We start from the raw sequence: 16,286 nt of genomic DNA, 5'->3' as shown, positions 1-16,286 counted from the left end.
AATCATTTACTTTAGTTGAATAAAGGATTAAGATGGGAATATTATTTTTCGGATTCCGAAAGAAACGGTGAGGTGCTGACCACGTGAAACAATGGAAGATTTATGGAATACTCGTTTTTGTCATGTTCATATGGGGCTTTAATTTACCAGCCGTAAAATACTTAGTGAGTGAAGTGCAACCTGTCACAATGACCGCATTTCGTATATTTCTAGCTAGTTTAACCGTATTTTCCATATTGGCAGTCATGCGACTCGTTAGAAAACCAACAAAACAAGAATGGAAATTTATTGTCCTCGGCGCACTTCTCAATGTTGTTTGCCATCACTATTTCTTGTCAATTGGTCTCACACAGACAACTAGTTCGAATGCTGGTCTAATTCTCGGTACGGGTCCAGTATTAACAGCCGTCTTAGTATCAATGATTATGAGAATATATCCGTCAAGACTACAATGGGTCGGAGTAATGCTAGGATTGTTTGGAGTTAGTGCAACAGTACTAGCAGCAGGAGAAGGCACATCTGGCTTATCTTTTGGTGATGTATTCGTTTTCCTTTCCATTTTGACACAAGTATTTAGCTACTTAGTCATCAGTAAAGCTGCGAAGACATTGGATCCACGATTGCTCACGGCCTATATGTTCTTAATTGGATCAGTCGTATTATTTTTGATTAGCTTAGTTCAAGAACCAGGAGAATATAAAGCGTTCTTTGAAGTTCCCCCAATATTTTGGCTCGCCTTCTTTGGCAGTGGCATGATAGGAACAGCAGTTGGTCATATGCTGTACAACTACTCAGTCGGAAAAGCTGGCCCATCGAAAGCCGCTATTTTCATGAACTTAAATACAGTGTTTACGTTAATTGGCTCATCCGTATTTTTAGGCGAAGTCATCACAAGTCGACATATATTCGGACTCATTTTAATTGTTGGAGGCGTAATATTAGGCTCCGGCGCCGCAGAAGATATATGGCGAAAACACAAATTAAAGAAATCCCGAACACAATCATCCTAATAAAAGAGTCTTCCACCTCGGTGGAGGGCTCTTTTTATGGATTCGCTTATAGAATGCCAGTTGCGCTGATAGTCGACAGAGAACCGCTCATAGACGACAAAGATGCGCCAATAGCCATGTCTTTTGCGCCGATAGTCGACAGGAATCCGCTGATAGTCGACACAAAACCGCTCATAGCAAGAGAACACCTATAAAGATTGCCAAAACCAAAACTTGATTTGTTAAGGACATCCATCAAAGCTGGATGTCCCTTTTTTTGTTATATCGAGAAAAAATTATGTAGTTCTTTATATGTGTTTTTGATCAAGACATTTCAATTTTGGCTATAAAAAGTGGTTGAAAATCAAATTATCGTCGTGAGGCTTGTCCAAAATGAAGTTTTATTGGATTTGTATACAATTTTTTAAGTGTGATACATTTTTTAAAAAGGAGAATTTCATGATCATAAAAAAGAGATCTGCTCAGTTAAATTTCTTGGGTCAAGCAGCATTAAAGAAAAGGCTTGATATGAGTCACCTCAAGTTTAATGATGTGGAGAACAACTACTTTAGATCGAAAGCGGGTGTCTCTGGTGAAGATTTTGTTGATCAACAATTGGCACGTTATGAACATCCTGAAACTCATTTTATTATTCATGATTTACATTTAAAAGCATCCTCGTTTTTTCAGATTGATAATCTTTTTGTGACTCAATCCTATGCATTAATTATCGAGGTGAAAAATATTAAACACACGGTGGAAATGATGCAAAACCCTCATTATATGAAGCAAACAAATCCAGAAGGCAAAGTAGTGATTATGGATAGTCCAGAAGAACAGTTAGATAAAAATATCATCTGGCTAAGAGATTGGATGTTAAGAAGAAATTGGTTTTTACCAGTTGAAGGAGTAATCGTGTTTACAAATTCAGATTCTCATATCATTCCAAATAACTGTAGATACGATATCGTCAGACCCCGTTATTTAACAAAAAAAATTAGAAAAATGACGACAAGTAGGGAAGTTCTTAGCCAGGAGGAACTAATTCGGCTAGGCGAGGAATTTCTAAAGAATCATAGGGAGTATGAACATAAAGCATTGCATGCAAAATATAATCTTAGTTCTGAAGATATCATTACAGGTGTCGAATGTCCGGTATGTTTTGAAATCGGTATGAAGTGGTCGAAGAGGAAGTGGGTATGTTCCAATGACCACATCTCGACTAACGCACATCTTCAAACACTGGACGATTACTTCTTTATATTTGGACCCGAAATTAACAACACAGAATTCCGAAGATTTTTTCATATCAAAAGCAAAGACGTAGCAAAACGCATGTTGAAAAAAATGAATTTAATAGAGGTCGGTAAAGGAAGATGGCGTAGATACCGCAAGCTTTTATCAAAATAAAAGAAAACATGATTTGTTAGGGACATCCACTTCGCTGGATGTCCCCATTTTTTGTTAAACCGCTGATAGACGACAGAGAACCGCTGATAGTCGACAAAGATGCGCCGATAGCCACGTCTTTTGCGCAGATAGTCGACAGGAATCCGCTCATAGTCGACACGAAACCGCTGATAGCAAGAGAACAACTATAAAGATCACCAAAACCAAAAAACTAATTTGTTAAGGACATCCACCATGCTGGATGTCCCCATTTTTTGTTAAACCGCTGATAGTCGACATAGAACCGCTGATAGTTGACAAAGATACGTCGATAGCCACGTCTTTTGCGCTGATAGTCGACAGGAATCCGCTCATAGCAAGTGCAACCATAAAGAAACTACACATAAAGAAACCACACAATAAAGAAACTACAATAAAGAAACTACAACAAAAAAACCACTTCCAAATGGAAGTGGTTTTTTCTAATCAATACGATCGTTTATTCATTCGATCTGCTACTTTATAGGCATCATAGATTCCCCAAATCCACACGAGTGGGAAGGTGATGAATCCGATTAACACAAACATTAAAGCTGAATTGATCAGTTGGACAACAATTAAAATCAAGCCTTTCATTAATTGTCCATTATATATTTGTCCGACGCCGGTCCAAAAGAAACTTAATACAGCGGCAATGCCAGGGTTTTTTAACATAATATATTCCTCCTAAATTTGACGATATATATGTATACGGATGACATGCGAAAAAGTTTCAAATAGGATCTGTCATGGCCCAAATCGCGATGGAAGTGTCGTCACTTGTATTTACAAAACGATGGGGAAGGTTGCTGTCAAAGTAGATGCTATCGCCTTCATCAAGATCATAGAATTTACCGTCAACCTCTACCTGTATGGAACCGGTTAGAACAACACCGCATTCTTCACCACTATGAAAAACTAACGGATTATCCGACACGTCACCGGGCGCTAAAATCAATTTAAATAAGCAGATTTGCTTGCCATGATTAGGTGAAAGGACTTGATAAATGGCGTTAGGACGAATTCGTTCCAAATCAACCAGTTCAGATTTCCGGGTAACCGTCACGTCTTGCTGATTCTCTGCTTCGAAAAATGTGAATACGGGCACTTTTAAGCAATGACTCATTTTCCATAAAGTTTCTAGTGATGGCGACACTTGTCCGCGCTCTATTTGAGAAATCATACTTTGACTGACTCCAGCTTTTTTGGCTAAATCATCCGCAGTGAATCCCTGAGATTTTCGTAAATGTCGTATTCGTTTGCCAACTTCCTCTTTTGGAAATTCCATTTAACCAAACCCCCATACATTCGATATCAAATATTAATCTTACTTCTATTTTACACATTTTTATCCAATCTGACAGATAAATATTAAATATTCTTAATTAACTAATAGTTAACAGGAGATAACGCAACACACGCACGATATAAATAACAACCACATCACACAAAGCTACATAAAAACCGCCATCATTTCGCAAATATCTACAAACAAAATCCCTATACATACTCATCGTTGTAAGCTATAATTCGCATATACTGTATACAGAATACACATCACAAACTCATCAAAGAAAGTAGTTGAACCGCGTTGAAAAAGATTACAAAACCACAATCCCTCGCGGATCAAGCTTATAACTTAATTCGTAAAGATATTCTTACAGGTACACTCGCACCTAAAGAAGAGCTACGTGAAGAAAAATTAGCGATGGAACTCGGGATTAGCCGAACACCCCTTCGTGAAGCCATTCGTCGCCTAGCAACTGATGGACTCGTCATTTTGACAACAGGCAAGCCAGCAAGCGTTTCATCCTTCACAAAAGAAGATGCGCTCCATCAAATGGAAGTACGCAAACTGCTCGAAACATACAATATTGAACAGGTCGCACGTTTCGTGACACCTAAATTCATTAATACCCTAAAAGACAATCTCAAACTCCAAAAACGTGCAGCTGACAAAAATGATTTTCACGAATTTATCGAACTAGATCGCGAGTTTCATTTAATACTAGCGAATCAAAATCCAAATACGAAGTTACGCGAAATGATTCACACTATTAACACAGGCGTCAATCGTGCCTTCTTAATCCTAGCAAATACGTACCCCATCTCGGCAATGGAAGCGAGCGGGGAGCACGAAGACATCGTCAACGCACTTGAAAATAAAGATGAAATCGCTGCAACAAAAGCCATGCTGGAACATATGGATAATATCGAAAGAAGATTTCTTCATTACTATAAGAAAGGTTGAAAAACCATGCCACTTACAATAAATGAACGCATTACCCAAATCGCCGTTTCAGGCATTCGTCAATTTTCCAATCAGCTTGTCCATTATCCAGATGCAGTGAATCTAACAGTCGGACAACCAGACTTCCCGTCACCTGAGCGAGTCAAACAAGCCGGAATCTCGGCAATCGAAAACGATCTCACTGGATACTCACATAACGCCGGCCTAATCGAATTACGCAGCGCAGTCAGTCAATTCTTCAAAGAAAAATACAACTTTACCTACAAAGCCGACACAGAAATCATCATCACCATCGGCGCAAGCGAAGCCATCGACAACGTCTTCCGGACCATCCTGGAAGAAGGAGACGAAGTCATTTTACCGGCGCCTTGCTATCCAGGGTACGCCCCGATTATCACGATGTGCGGCGCAAAGGTAAAGTATCTCGATACTTCAGATACAGGCTTAAAACCTTGTCCCGAACGCTTGAAAAGCTTAATTACAGAGAAGACGAAGGCTGTCTTATTCAATTTTCCATCGAACCCAACTGGTGTCACCCTTGAAGTACAGCAAATGGACGCCTTAGCAGAAGTATTAAAAGAGCAAGAAATTTATATACTAACGGATGAAATTTATAGTGAAAATACGTTCTCAGGACAACATCGATCATTTGCGTGTTATCCAGAATTACGAGATCGTTTATTCCTCATTCATGGATTATCGAAATCTCATTCCATGACAGGATGGCGCATCGGCTTTTTGTTAGGACCTGAAGCACTCATGCAACATTGTATTAAAATTCATCAATACAATTCAGTATGCGCACCGCTTCCAAGTCAACATGCAGCAATTGAAGCACTTGGGATGAGTAAGGACGTACCTGCAGAAATGAATAAAGAATATGTCGTTCGTCGTGATTATATATATGGTCGACTACTTGATATGGGTCTAGAAGTTGTGAAACCAAACGGAGCTTTCTACATCTTTCCTTCTATTAAAGAATTCGGCATGACTTCGTTTGAATTTGCAACAAAGCTACTGAAAGAAGGTGGCTTAGCGTGTGTGCCAGGCAGTGCGTTTAGTGAATACGGAGAAGGCTTTATTCGTATCTCGTATGCCTATGCAATGCCGGTTTTAGTCAAAGGAATGGATCGATTGGAAGCGTATGTTAACATATTAAGACAACAGCAACAGTGAACTAATAATCGCAGCAATTTTCTTGCAAGGGGGAGTAACATCATGACAAAACTTATGTGGTCAACACCAGAATCGCTCCGCTCATTATTATGTGAAGTAGTTAGTTGGAAGAGTATGACTCTATCTGATGGTGAACGTGAATTTCCCTATAAAATTCAATCAAAATTACAGGACATTCCATATTTCAAAGAGCATTCTGAATTAATCGAGCTGACAGATGCAGATCATGGCCGTAAGTTTCTAACGGCATTTTATAAACATCCGCAGGCAACTGAAACGGTTGTCTTAATCAGTCACTTCGATACCGTTAATACGGAAGAATACGGGGACTTAGAAGCATTAGCTTTCGAGCCTGAAATGTTAACAAAAGCATTACACGATCGAAAAGATGAGTTACCAGATGATGCACGAATCGACTTGGAGTCAGGCAATTATTTATTCGGTCGAGGTACGATGGATATGAAGATGGGCCTCGTGTTGCACATGAGTTTAATCGAGAAAGCCAGCCAGGAACAATGGCCAATCAATCTTATTTTGCTAACGGTGCCTGACGAAGAAGTGAATAGTTCCGGAATGAGAGCGGCTGTGTCAAAATTAAATGATTTGCGCGACCACCATGACCTCACATACAAACTGTTTTTAAATAGTGAACCAATCTTCGCGCAACAGCCGGGTGATGAGAAATATTATTTATATACAGGGTCAATTGGCAAAATCATGCCGTCTGCTCTTTTTTACGGAATGGAAACGCATGTGGGGGAACCACTCAGTGGAATTACAGCCAACTATATCGCATCCTATTTAACGCAACGAATGGAATTCAATCCATTATTCCAAGAAACCGTTTTAGGGGAAACGACGCCATTGCCTGTGACGATTCAGCAAAACGACTTGAAAATGGAGTATTCAGCACAAACGTCTTATCGAGCGACAGCGCTCTATAATGTCTTTGTTATGAAACGCACGGCAGCCGAAGTCATGGAATTATTTAAACAAGTGGCAAACGAAGCGGCTGATGATTGCAATGCGAACTATCAACGGATTTGTTCGCGTGAAGGGGTAGATCCTGTTGGCGAAATTCGCGTATTGAAATACGAAGAATTGCTAAAACATGCGGTTGATAAGTTCGGTTCGGATTATGTAGAGACTGTGAAGACGACTGTTCGCGATCATATGGAATGGGATGACCGTGAAAAATCATTCCGCATTGTGGATACGCTGATGATTCAGTGCCAAGAACTTGCACCGGCAATGGTTTTACTTTATGCACCGCCCTATTATCCAGCCGTTAATACGAGCGAGGATCCATTAGTGGAAGAGTGTGTGGAGTTTGTTAAGCAGTTCGGTACTTCAGAGTTTAATCTTTCGATTGAACGTATCCATTATTTTAATGGGATTTCTGATTTGAGTTATGTGAATTACGAAGATAACGCAGGGGGCTGGCAAGTATTCGAAGCAAATACGCCAGTTTGGGGAGACACATATTCCATCCCATTTGCGGGCATGCAAGAACTGAACGCACCTGTACTAAATGTAGGCCCATTTGGAAAAGACGCTCACAAAAAAACAGAGCGGCTTCACATTCAAAGTGCCTTCGTCGAATTACCTAAATTACTCGAAAACATGGTCCAAACCGTTTTACTAAATCCAACCCTAAGCAAATAGTAGAATAACTTTCAGTAAGAGACACAGTAATTCAATTGTGTCTCTTTTTTCATTCCGACGACATGATTTTCCATAAAAGAAATGAATTTTCCAATTTTACTCATACGAAAGTCACCTTTCCAAGGAAATAATATGATAGAATGTGATAAAAGTAGACTATATTTAAGATTGGTTTTGGTTAAAGAAGAACTAGTGCATTGACGACTAGTTTCTTGTTTATTAAGAGGGTGGGAATTGGCTCCCTTTCCGCGAACGAACAGGCAAGCCTCCTCACTCGTACCTCGTTGCGGGGTCTTGCCCGCCCGTTTTTCGCGGGGAGTCGCATATTCCCTTACCTGATACAAAGCAATTGAGTTTATAGAAAATCTACATTAAAGAATGCTATTGATATTGAAAACCAACAAAAGACTACATTTATGCCTAGCAAAGCCGCAAGCACGAATATCAGATAAATACAGCATAGTTAACTTATTTTGTTATTTATAATAGTGAGTCTGGTATCTTTCTTAATATTCTATATAAAGCTATTTTAATTATCTTTTTGAAATCTCATTAATGCCTTTCGATGAGTGATACAAAAATGTAATCCTTCATTTGATTGGAGTGAAGGGCGGCGACTCCAGCGGGAAAAGTGGTCCAGGTGTGACCCCACAGAGAGCGAAAGCGAACGAGGAGGCACACGGACCACCCGCGGAAAGCGTCCGCCCGTAACGGAAATCGACGGAATCTCTGTTTTTAGATCGTTCTTGGAGACAATGTCATACATGCCTTTCGATGAATGATAAAGAATCTTTGAAGTGTAATCCGTTGGATTTTTTTGAATTTCCTTCATTTGATTGGAGTGGAGGGCGGCGAGAAAAACCTGTGCTCCTGCGGTTACTCGTCGCAAAGCGTCCGCCCGCAACGGAAATCGACAGAGTCTCTGTTTTTAGATTTCGTGTTTAATTTCTACGATACACACGAAGAATTTTTTTAAAGGAGTTTTTAAGCTAGTGAAAATAATCAAATCACCCATTCTATTAACAGCAATAACAATAGCAATAGTTATCGCAAAAGTGTTTTACTTCAGATACGAACTATTCAATGACCTATCTCTACTTGGTTTAGTAATAGAATCCATTCTATGGCTATTGCCTTATTTTGTAGTTCTCCTATTGTTTAAAAAACACCCTATACCTTTTATGATTATCATTAGTCTTTTAAGCTCAATACTTATGCTAATGATTACGTGGTATGAACGATACTTCTTAATCGTTCCATCCTATTTCGACTTAAGCCAAACCGGACAAGCTGGGTCGATTGTTGAAATATTACCTTATTTATACGCAACCAGTGATGTCTTTTATTTCATGGACACAATAGTATTGATAGTCGCTCTTGTTTTGTTCAGAAAAACTGAACAACTTTCAATAAAACGTGTAAATATTGTAATAGTGTCAGTGTTACTTATATTATCAATTATTATTCCCAGCATGGCATTCAAAGCTACCATTTACGATGTGTCTGCTACATCAAAAAAATATGGATATTTAAATACACAAATCACCCAGTCGTTACAACGAAATTTCAAGGAATCTGAAATCGTTGAGGTAATAGACTTTGATTATGAAAAAGTCATCGAATTGAAGAAAAATGAATACGTTCCAGATATTGAACACAAGAGCTTTGGCATAGCAAAGGATCGTCATTTGTTTGTGATTCAAGTTGAGTCTATGCAAGAATTTGTTGTGGGACATGAAGTTAATAACCAAGAGATTACTCCGAATATTAATAAATTATTGGGGGAAAGCACGGAATTCACCAATGTATTCCAGCAAATTGGTGCAGGAAATACATCTGATTCTGAATGGTTATTGCATACCTCTTTATATCCGAAAGGAATGGAAGCCACGGTCAATTTCCTAAAAGGAAAGCCCATGCCTTCGATGGTCAATTATTTAAATAAAAATGGTTATGGATCCATGACTTTCCATGCGGATGAGATTGAATACTGGAATCGGGATGTTTTGTATCCTGTACTAGGCTTCCAAGAGGCATTTACAGACAAAGAGATACCTAATAAAGATGTAATTGGGTTTGGTCCATCTGATGCCGTTCTTATTGACTTTGTTACTGAACAAGTGAAGGAAAAAGTGGCACAAAATAAACGGATGTATGCCAACATTATGACCATTACAAGCCATACTCCGTTTGAAATGCCTCCAAAAGACGAATTTTTGAAATTGCCAAAAGAATATGAAGGCACGTATGTGGGGAACTATTTGCAGTCAGTGCGTTACACGGATGAACAAATTGGTCGCTTTATTCAAAATTTAAAAGATCTCGGTATTTATGATGAGTCAGTTATTGTGGTATTCGGTGATCACTCTGGTCTTCATGGCAGACCCATGACACCTAAAGATAACGATTTAATGGATTCATTATTAGGACACCAATATTCATTAAAAGACAGGTTCACTATTCCATTTATTGTTACTGTTCCAGGTATCTATAAGAATCACACGATTAATACGAACTTGGGTGGACAAATTGATATGATGCCTACGCTCCTTAACTTATTGGGTATCGAAATAAATACTCCAGTGATGGGACAGAACTTATATCACTATAAAAATAATTTGCTAAGCATGCGTTACTATTTGCCAGGGGGCTCATTCATCAATAATGAAAACTTCTATATTGCTGAAAATGCTCGCTTTCCAAAACGCTTTTACGATTTGGAAGATATGAAACGCATTGATTTAAATTTACCGTATATAGAACAAAATACAGAAGATATGCAAGAACTATTCAATCTATCAGATAGCTTACTTAATCCTTACACATCTACAAAAAATCAAACAGAATAAAGAAACTGAACATAAGACCACTTGAATATAAATTATTTAAAGTAGATCACTTGTAAAAAAGTGGTCTATTTTTATGTTAAAAATGCTAGATTTTTCCTCTAATTCATGTAAAATGGTACATATAATTGAAAGTGGGGTTAGTCTTATCCGAAACGTAAGAGTTTTATTAGTTGTAATTAGTGTGTTTTTATTGACTGGGATGAATGATGCAAAGGCAAGTGAAAACGTGGACTACTATTTAACCGTAGGGGAATCGACTGTGACGAATAAAGAGTCACAACTTCAGATTAATCAATCTGCGGACCAAGTAACTTTTAGTCTTTTAAAAGATGGAAAGATGCAGATTAACGAAATTAACGCTCAAATGGTAATTGAGCATGCGACATTTATGACGATTAATGAGCAACCAACTCTACTGATGTTCTTAAGAGAAAACTCTCTACAAAATTCATTGATTTTTAAACAGTTCGAAATAGTTAATGGGACATGGAAAGAGACATTTGTTTCTAAAGCCTACCCGCATGCAACATATAACATAGAAGACGGTATGATCAATCTTACATATACCGATGTTTCGACTGATAAAGATACTATGAACCAAGTTATCTATAATATTTCAACTAAAGTAAGTGAATCTCCCCGTAATGGTATGCTTAAGAGCATTACAAACAATGATATGGGTGAGTATGCTGTGAAAAACAATATTATAATAGAAGAAATCGGAACCAATCCGACTGATGCGGAGTTAAATGAGATTTTTACGAGCGAAGCTCAAAAGCTAGGAATTCCTGCTGAAATCGTCAAAGCGATTGCTTATCAGGAAGGGGCGTGGGCCCAATACTGGCCGCTAACCTCTATTCCGATAACTCATTATACGAATAATTGTACGCCAGAAAAGGCTGCTGAAAAGAACGGGTCAATACTTGCGTGGGATCAAACGAACGTGAAGCTTGGATATGACTGTATCGGTATAGGTGTTATGCAAGTGTCCGATTGGCGTTATAAAAAGAGTGAAGAGAAAGAAGCCTATATTCAAAGATTAAAAGAAGATGTTCGTTTCAACATAAGTGAAGGATTGAAAACGTTAAAAGAAAAATGGGATTTTTCTAAGTCTGGTACAATTCCAACCGTTAATGACAACAATCCCAAGTATATTGATAATTGGTACTTTGCGATTTTAGCGTATAACGGACTTTTAGAAAGAAATAACCCACAGACCAATGCTAAAGCGTATCAAGAAATCATTACGAAACATATGAATAACCAAGGTTTATTGTCAATTTCTCCGTTTCCAACGGATAGCTTTGATACGACTTTGCAAGATGGATATTTATTGAGGTTCTCAACGAAATTAATCGAGACCCCTCATTCCTTAACATTATCGAAGCAAGAAATACCAGTTGGTAGTTTTGCTTATTCAACACAAAATGGCGTTAATATACGAAACAAAACGGATATTTCAAGCACGATTGGAACATTAGCAAAAGGACAGAGAGTGAAAGTTTTGGGGAATGTGAATAAAGACCACTCGACGTATAAAGTTTTGTATCCAAATTCACGAGAAAATCATTATTACTTCTTGCCAGTACAGTTGGATAATGGAACAGTAGCTTATGTAGCATCGAGTTATTTGATGCCAGAGAAAAAAGTGAGTGTCTTAAATTTATCAGGTAAACGTCGCTATGAAACAAGCGCACGCATTTCAAATGTTGGATGGCATAGTGATTTAGCACAAACGGTTGTGCTAGGTCGTGGTGATTTACCAATTGACGCATTGACAGGTAGTGTATTGGCGGCTCAAAAAGGTGCACCCATTCTATTGACAGAATCGACGAATCTGACAGCACCAATAGCCAAAGAATTAAGTCGCTTAAAGCCTGAGACTATCTATATTTTGGGTGGTGAAAGCGCGATATCTACTGAAGTAGAAGAAACTCTTAGAGGTATTTATCCAAATGTTAAACGATTAAATGGTGTAAGTCGTTATGATACAGCAAGAGTCGTAGGTAATGAAGTTGCATCTGCGCAGAGTATATCGGAAATCTTTATTGCATCAGGTTCTGAAACTTCTCCAGATGCATTAGCAATCGCACCGGTTGCTGGAATGAAAAAAGTACCGATTTTATTACAAAGTGGTGTTAAGTTGAGAAAAGAAACGAAATTATTTATCCAGGAGCATAATATCACGAAAGTGACGTTAATTGGTGGAGAAGGAGTCCTGCCACTGGACTTGAATAGTCAACTTAAAGACGCGGGTGTAAAAACAATTGACCGTGTAGCTGGGAAAGATCGATATTTAACTGCCACTGCAGTTGCAACTAAGTATTTCTCTAATCCTAATGGCGTATTCTTTGCGCGCGGAGATCAAATTGTCGATGCACTTTCCGGTTCTTCACTAGCATCTAAATGGAAACAACCTATTTTATTAACAAAGAGTACTTCTGTACCTAAAAATGTACAAGTTTATTTAAAAGAGGTAAATCCTGCTCCTAATGTCAATTATTTAGGTGGGATTTCTGCAATAAATGAGCCAACTAGAACACATATTGAGACATTAGTTTGGCAATAATGACTTATAGATTAGAAAAGACCGTCTTTCATTAGGCGGTCTTTCCTATAGGCTATTACTGTCTTTTTATATGAAGTTTAGATATACTGTGAGAGGAATATAACTATCTAAGTAAAATCGAGGCGAAAATATAATGAAAAAAATCTGTGTTGTCGGACTTGGTTATATCGGGTTACCTACAGCAGTGATGTTTGCAAATCACGGCTATCAAGTGTTGGGTGTCGATGTAAGCGAGCGAGCTATTAATTTATTATCAAAAGGGCAAGTGCATATAGAAGAACCAGGTCTACAAGATTATTTGACGAAATCATTAGTGGAAGGAACATTCACTGTCTCTACTACTCCTGAAGAAGCAGATATGTTTATTGTTGCGGTACCTTCACCCATTACTTCTGAAAAAACGGCAGATATGAAATATATCGAAGCTGCAACAGCTTCAATCGTGCCTTTCTTGAAAAAAGGGAACTTAGTTGTTCTTGAATCAACTGTACCTCCACGTACGGTTATGGACGTGATGATGCCAATTCTAGCTGAAGCTAACTTAGAATTTGGAACAGAATTATTTGTTTCACATTCACCTGAGCGAGTAATTCCAGGTAAAGTATTTGAAGAATTGGTCAACAACAGCCGTATTATCGGTGGAATTAATAAAGAATCTGCAGAACGTACACGAGAATTTTACCTAAGCTTTGTTAAAGGTGAATTCCATATGACAGACGTGACGACAGCTGAAATGGTTAAAGTAATGGAAAATACATTCAGAGACGTGAACATTGCGTTTGCGAATGAAATTGCAAAAATAAGTGAAAACCTTGGAGTCAATGCATGGGAAGCGATTTCTTTAGCAAACCATCACCCACGTGTTAATATTCACTTTCCAGGCCCAGGTGTTGGCGGTCACTGTATCGCAGTAGATCCTTGGTTCCTAGTAGAGAAACAAAATGAATTAGCAAAAATCATTCACTTATCTCGTTTAACGAATGACGGGATGCCAAATTTCACAGTGAACAAAACACTTGAAATATTAAAATCAAATCATATAAGAAATCCACGTGTAGCAGTGCTTGGTTTGACATTTAAATCTAATATTGATGACGTTCGAGAAAGTCCTTCAATGGAAATCGTCGAGAAGTTATCACATGAAGACGTTAATTTAGTGTCGTTTGATCCGCATGTGCTTGAAAATAAGGTTCCTTCTCAAACACAATCATTTGAGGATGCGATTACACACGCTGACACATTAGTTATTTTGACAGATCATGATTACTTCAAAAAAATGAATCCACATACACTTGCTGAGTTAATGACAACGCGCATTGTTTTGGATACTAAAAACTGCATTGACCGCGAAGAGTGGGAAGCGGCAGGATTTACCGTTTATAAACTTGGTGATGGAAAAGGAAATCCAATTGGTTAAAGGAATAAAAGACATTTCCCTTTTTGGAATGTCTTTTTCTTTTGGAGGGATGAGAGCTTGAAAGAAAATATTATGGGCGTTGATGTAACAACATTAAACGAGCAACAATTGATGAAACAAATTGAAGAGGATATCCAACAAAATCAAAAAGTACGTATTGTAGCCATTAATCCCGAAAAAATTATGATGGCAGAGCAAGATCCAACTCTGCGTCAATTATTAAACGAATCTACGTATCAAATTCCAGATGGCATTGGTGTGTCGATTGCATCAAAATTAAGTGGTGGGAATGTTAGAGGACGAGTAACAGGGATTGGCATGATGGAGAATTTATTGACGCTTGCGAACAACAAGCAATTGAAAATCTTCATGTATGGCGCGACACCTGAAACCGTTCAACAAGCAGCTCAAAACATCAAAGAACGATTCCCGAATTTGATTGTCGCTGGAACACTAGATGGCTATGTGAAAGATACACAACAAATCGTTACAGCTATCAACGAAGCACAGCCTCACATTTTATTTGTGGCTCTTGGTAGTCCGAAACAAGAGTTATTTATCAAAAATAATATGGACCAACTGAATGTAAATGTATTTCAAGGCGTTGGAGGTAGTTTCGATGTGTTTAGTGGCCATGTCAAACGAGCACCAGAACTGTTTCAAAAAACAGGAACTGAATGGTTGTTCCGCTTAATTAAACAACCTTCACGCATCAAACGCCAATTAGCTTTACCTATTTTTTTACTAAGAGTGGCAAGCAAACGTAATCGTTAACACTTAAGTTAGCTGGAGGGACAAACATGAAGATTTTACACATCATTAGTGGAGGAGAAACGGGTGGCTCTAAAAAGCACCTGATTCAACTTTTTCACGATGCGCCATTTGAAGCGGAATTGCTACTCTTAACGGAAGGTGCATTTGCACAAGACGCGAGAGAAAAAGGGATTAAAGTTACGGTCATTCAACAACAAGGTAGAATAGACCGTAGCGTGAATAAAAAAATTCTTGAACATATTAACCAAAATGGCATTGAAATTGTCCACTCACACGGACCGCGTGCAAATTTCATCATGAACAATATATCCTCTAAGTTGACGATTCCATGGGCGATTACTGTGCACAGTGACCCGAAACTTGATTTCATGCATCAACCAAAACCGATGGCAATGATTTTTCAGTATTTGAATCGGAGAGCGATTAAGAAAGCTAATCATATTTTTGCTGTATCCACTAGATTTAAAGACATGCTCGTATCGTATGGAGTGAAAGAACAAAAAATCTCCACGATCTTTAATGGCATAGACTTTGAAGAGTTGGATGTTGAGGAAGAAGTAATCCATCTTAAAAATGAGTACAACCTAACGGAAAAAGATTTTGTAGCTGTTCATATTGCCAGATTGCATCCTGTAAAAGGGCATTCAGTATTACTTGAGGCAATTGAACAAATGCAACCTCTAAAAGATTTTAAAGTATTACTAATTGGTGATGGTCCTGAACGTAAAGAAATCGAATCGCTGATTAAGCAGAAAAACTTGTCGAACCAAGTGAAACTTGTCGGATTCAGAAAAGACATTCCCCAATTGTTGTCACTCGCAGATGTGTCATTGTTAACTTCGTATAGTGAAAGCTTTCCACTCGTATTACTGGAGTCAGCAAACGCTCATACGCCAATCATTACGACGGATGTCGGTGGAGTTGGTGACTTGATTATCAACGAGGAACTTGGATGGATTGTACAACCTGGAAGTGTAGATGAATTAGCAAAAGCCTTATCTGAAGCGTTTGTAGCAAAGAAAACTCAATCGTTACAACAAATGGGTCACTTGCTTAATGCACATGCGAAAGCGAACTTCTCCAACACACAATTACAAAATTCGCTGTATCAAAATTATCAAAGTATGATAAATGAAACTATTTAAATAGATAGTACGTCTTATGGAAT

12 protein-coding genes are annotated in these 16,286 nt (G+C 38.2%); 10 read left to right on the top strand and 2 right to left on the bottom strand.

Going from position 1 to position 16,286, the window contains the following annotated elements:
* Positions 1–83 precede the first annotated feature (83 nt).
* Positions 84–1,010, top strand: coding sequence for a DMT family transporter (locus WBG45_RS12025; protein ID WP_424414861.1), 927 nt, complete (start codon positions 84–86; stop codon positions 1,008–1,010).
* A 438-nt stretch (positions 1,011–1,448) separates the two neighbouring features.
* Positions 1,449–2,399, top strand: a complete 951-nt coding sequence (locus WBG45_RS12020) for a nuclease-related domain-containing protein (RefSeq protein ID WP_424414859.1) — start codon at positions 1,449–1,451, stop codon at positions 2,397–2,399.
* A gap of 465 nt (positions 2,400–2,864) precedes the next feature.
* On the opposite strand, the gene WBG45_RS12015 is transcribed toward WBG45_RS12020, so the two are convergent.
* Together WBG45_RS12015 and WBG45_RS12010 are read right to left on the bottom strand one after the other, a co-directional pair.
* Positions 2,865–3,092, bottom strand: a complete 228-nt coding sequence (locus WBG45_RS12015) for a hypothetical protein (RefSeq protein ID WP_024535433.1) — start codon at positions 3,090–3,092, stop codon at positions 2,865–2,867.
* A gap of 58 nt (positions 3,093–3,150) precedes the next feature.
* A complete protein-coding gene (locus WBG45_RS12010) occupies positions 3,151–3,705 on the bottom strand; it encodes a helix-turn-helix domain-containing protein (RefSeq protein WP_424414857.1) in 555 nt (184 codons plus the stop codon).
* Between the two features lie 303 nt (positions 3,706–4,008).
* Between WBG45_RS12010 and WBG45_RS12005 the strand changes: the two genes are divergently transcribed.
* The 8 genes from WBG45_RS12005 (at position 4,009) to WBG45_RS11970 (ending at position 16,263) form a co-directional block, all read left to right on the top strand.
* Positions 4,009–4,668 carry a GntR family transcriptional regulator gene (locus WBG45_RS12005; protein ID WP_424414855.1) on the top strand — a complete coding sequence of 220 codons (660 nt, stop codon included), beginning with the start codon at positions 4,009–4,011 and terminating at the stop codon, positions 4,666–4,668.
* Between the two features lie 6 nt (positions 4,669–4,674).
* A complete protein-coding gene (locus WBG45_RS12000) occupies positions 4,675–5,844 on the top strand; it encodes an aminotransferase class I/II-fold pyridoxal phosphate-dependent enzyme (protein ID WP_424414853.1) in 1,170 nt (389 codons plus the stop codon).
* 42 nt (positions 5,845–5,886) lie between these two features.
* Positions 5,887–7,509 (top strand): M20/M25/M40 family metallo-hydrolase, encoded by a 1,623-nt coding sequence (locus tag WBG45_RS11995; protein WP_424414851.1) that lies wholly within the window; start codon positions 5,887–5,889, stop codon positions 7,507–7,509.
* 992 nt (positions 7,510–8,501) lie between these two features.
* A complete protein-coding gene (locus WBG45_RS11990; RefSeq protein WP_424414849.1) occupies positions 8,502–10,358 on the top strand; it encodes an LTA synthase family protein in 1,857 nt (618 codons plus the stop codon).
* Positions 10,359–10,470: 112 nt separating this feature from the next.
* Entirely contained in the window at positions 10,471–12,927 is a 2,457-nt protein-coding gene (locus WBG45_RS11985; RefSeq protein ID WP_424414848.1) for a cell wall-binding repeat-containing protein, read from the top strand.
* A gap of 130 nt (positions 12,928–13,057) precedes the next feature.
* Entirely contained in the window at positions 13,058–14,344 is a 1,287-nt protein-coding gene (locus tag WBG45_RS11980; protein WP_424414863.1) for a nucleotide sugar dehydrogenase, read from the top strand.
* A 57-nt stretch (positions 14,345–14,401) separates the two neighbouring features.
* Complete coding sequence (locus tag WBG45_RS11975; RefSeq protein ID WP_424414846.1) at positions 14,402–15,118, top strand: WecB/TagA/CpsF family glycosyltransferase; 717 nt, start codon at positions 14,402–14,404, stop codon at positions 15,116–15,118.
* 26 nt (positions 15,119–15,144) lie between these two features.
* Positions 15,145–16,263: a glycosyltransferase gene (locus tag WBG45_RS11970; RefSeq protein WP_424414844.1), complete on the top strand. Its 1,119-nt coding sequence runs from the start codon at positions 15,145–15,147 to the stop codon at positions 16,261–16,263.
* Positions 16,264–16,286: the final 23 nt, after the last annotated feature.

The sequence above is a fragment of the Paenisporosarcina sp. genome (assembly GCF_049671445.1).
Lineage (GTDB): Bacteria > Bacillota > Bacilli > Bacillales_A > Planococcaceae > Paenisporosarcina.
Note: the sequence above shows the minus strand (reverse complement) of the source record. Positions and strands in the feature narration are given on the sequence as shown.

Excerpts from the sequence above, each read along its gene's own strand:
- WBG45_RS11985 (WP_424414848.1), top strand. The coding sequence starts at position 10,471 with ATGGTACATATAATTGAAAGTGGGGTTAGTCTTATCCGAAACGTAAGA.
- WBG45_RS12010 (WP_424414857.1), bottom strand. The coding sequence starts at position 3,705 with ATGGAATTTCCAAAAGAGGAAGTTGGCAAACGAATACGACATTTACGA.
- WBG45_RS11970 (WP_424414844.1), top strand. The coding sequence starts at position 15,145 with ATGAAGATTTTACACATCATTAGTGGAGGAGAAACGGGTGGCTCTAAA.
- WBG45_RS12000 (WP_424414853.1), top strand. The coding sequence starts at position 4,675 with ATGCCACTTACAATAAATGAACGCATTACCCAAATCGCCGTTTCAGGC.
- WBG45_RS12015 (WP_024535433.1), bottom strand. The coding sequence starts at position 3,092 with ATGTTAAAAAACCCTGGCATTGCCGCTGTATTAAGTTTCTTTTGGACC.
- WBG45_RS11995 (WP_424414851.1), top strand. The coding sequence starts at position 5,887 with ATGACAAAACTTATGTGGTCAACACCAGAATCGCTCCGCTCATTATTA.
- WBG45_RS12020 (WP_424414859.1), top strand. The coding sequence starts at position 1,449 with ATGATCATAAAAAAGAGATCTGCTCAGTTAAATTTCTTGGGTCAAGCA.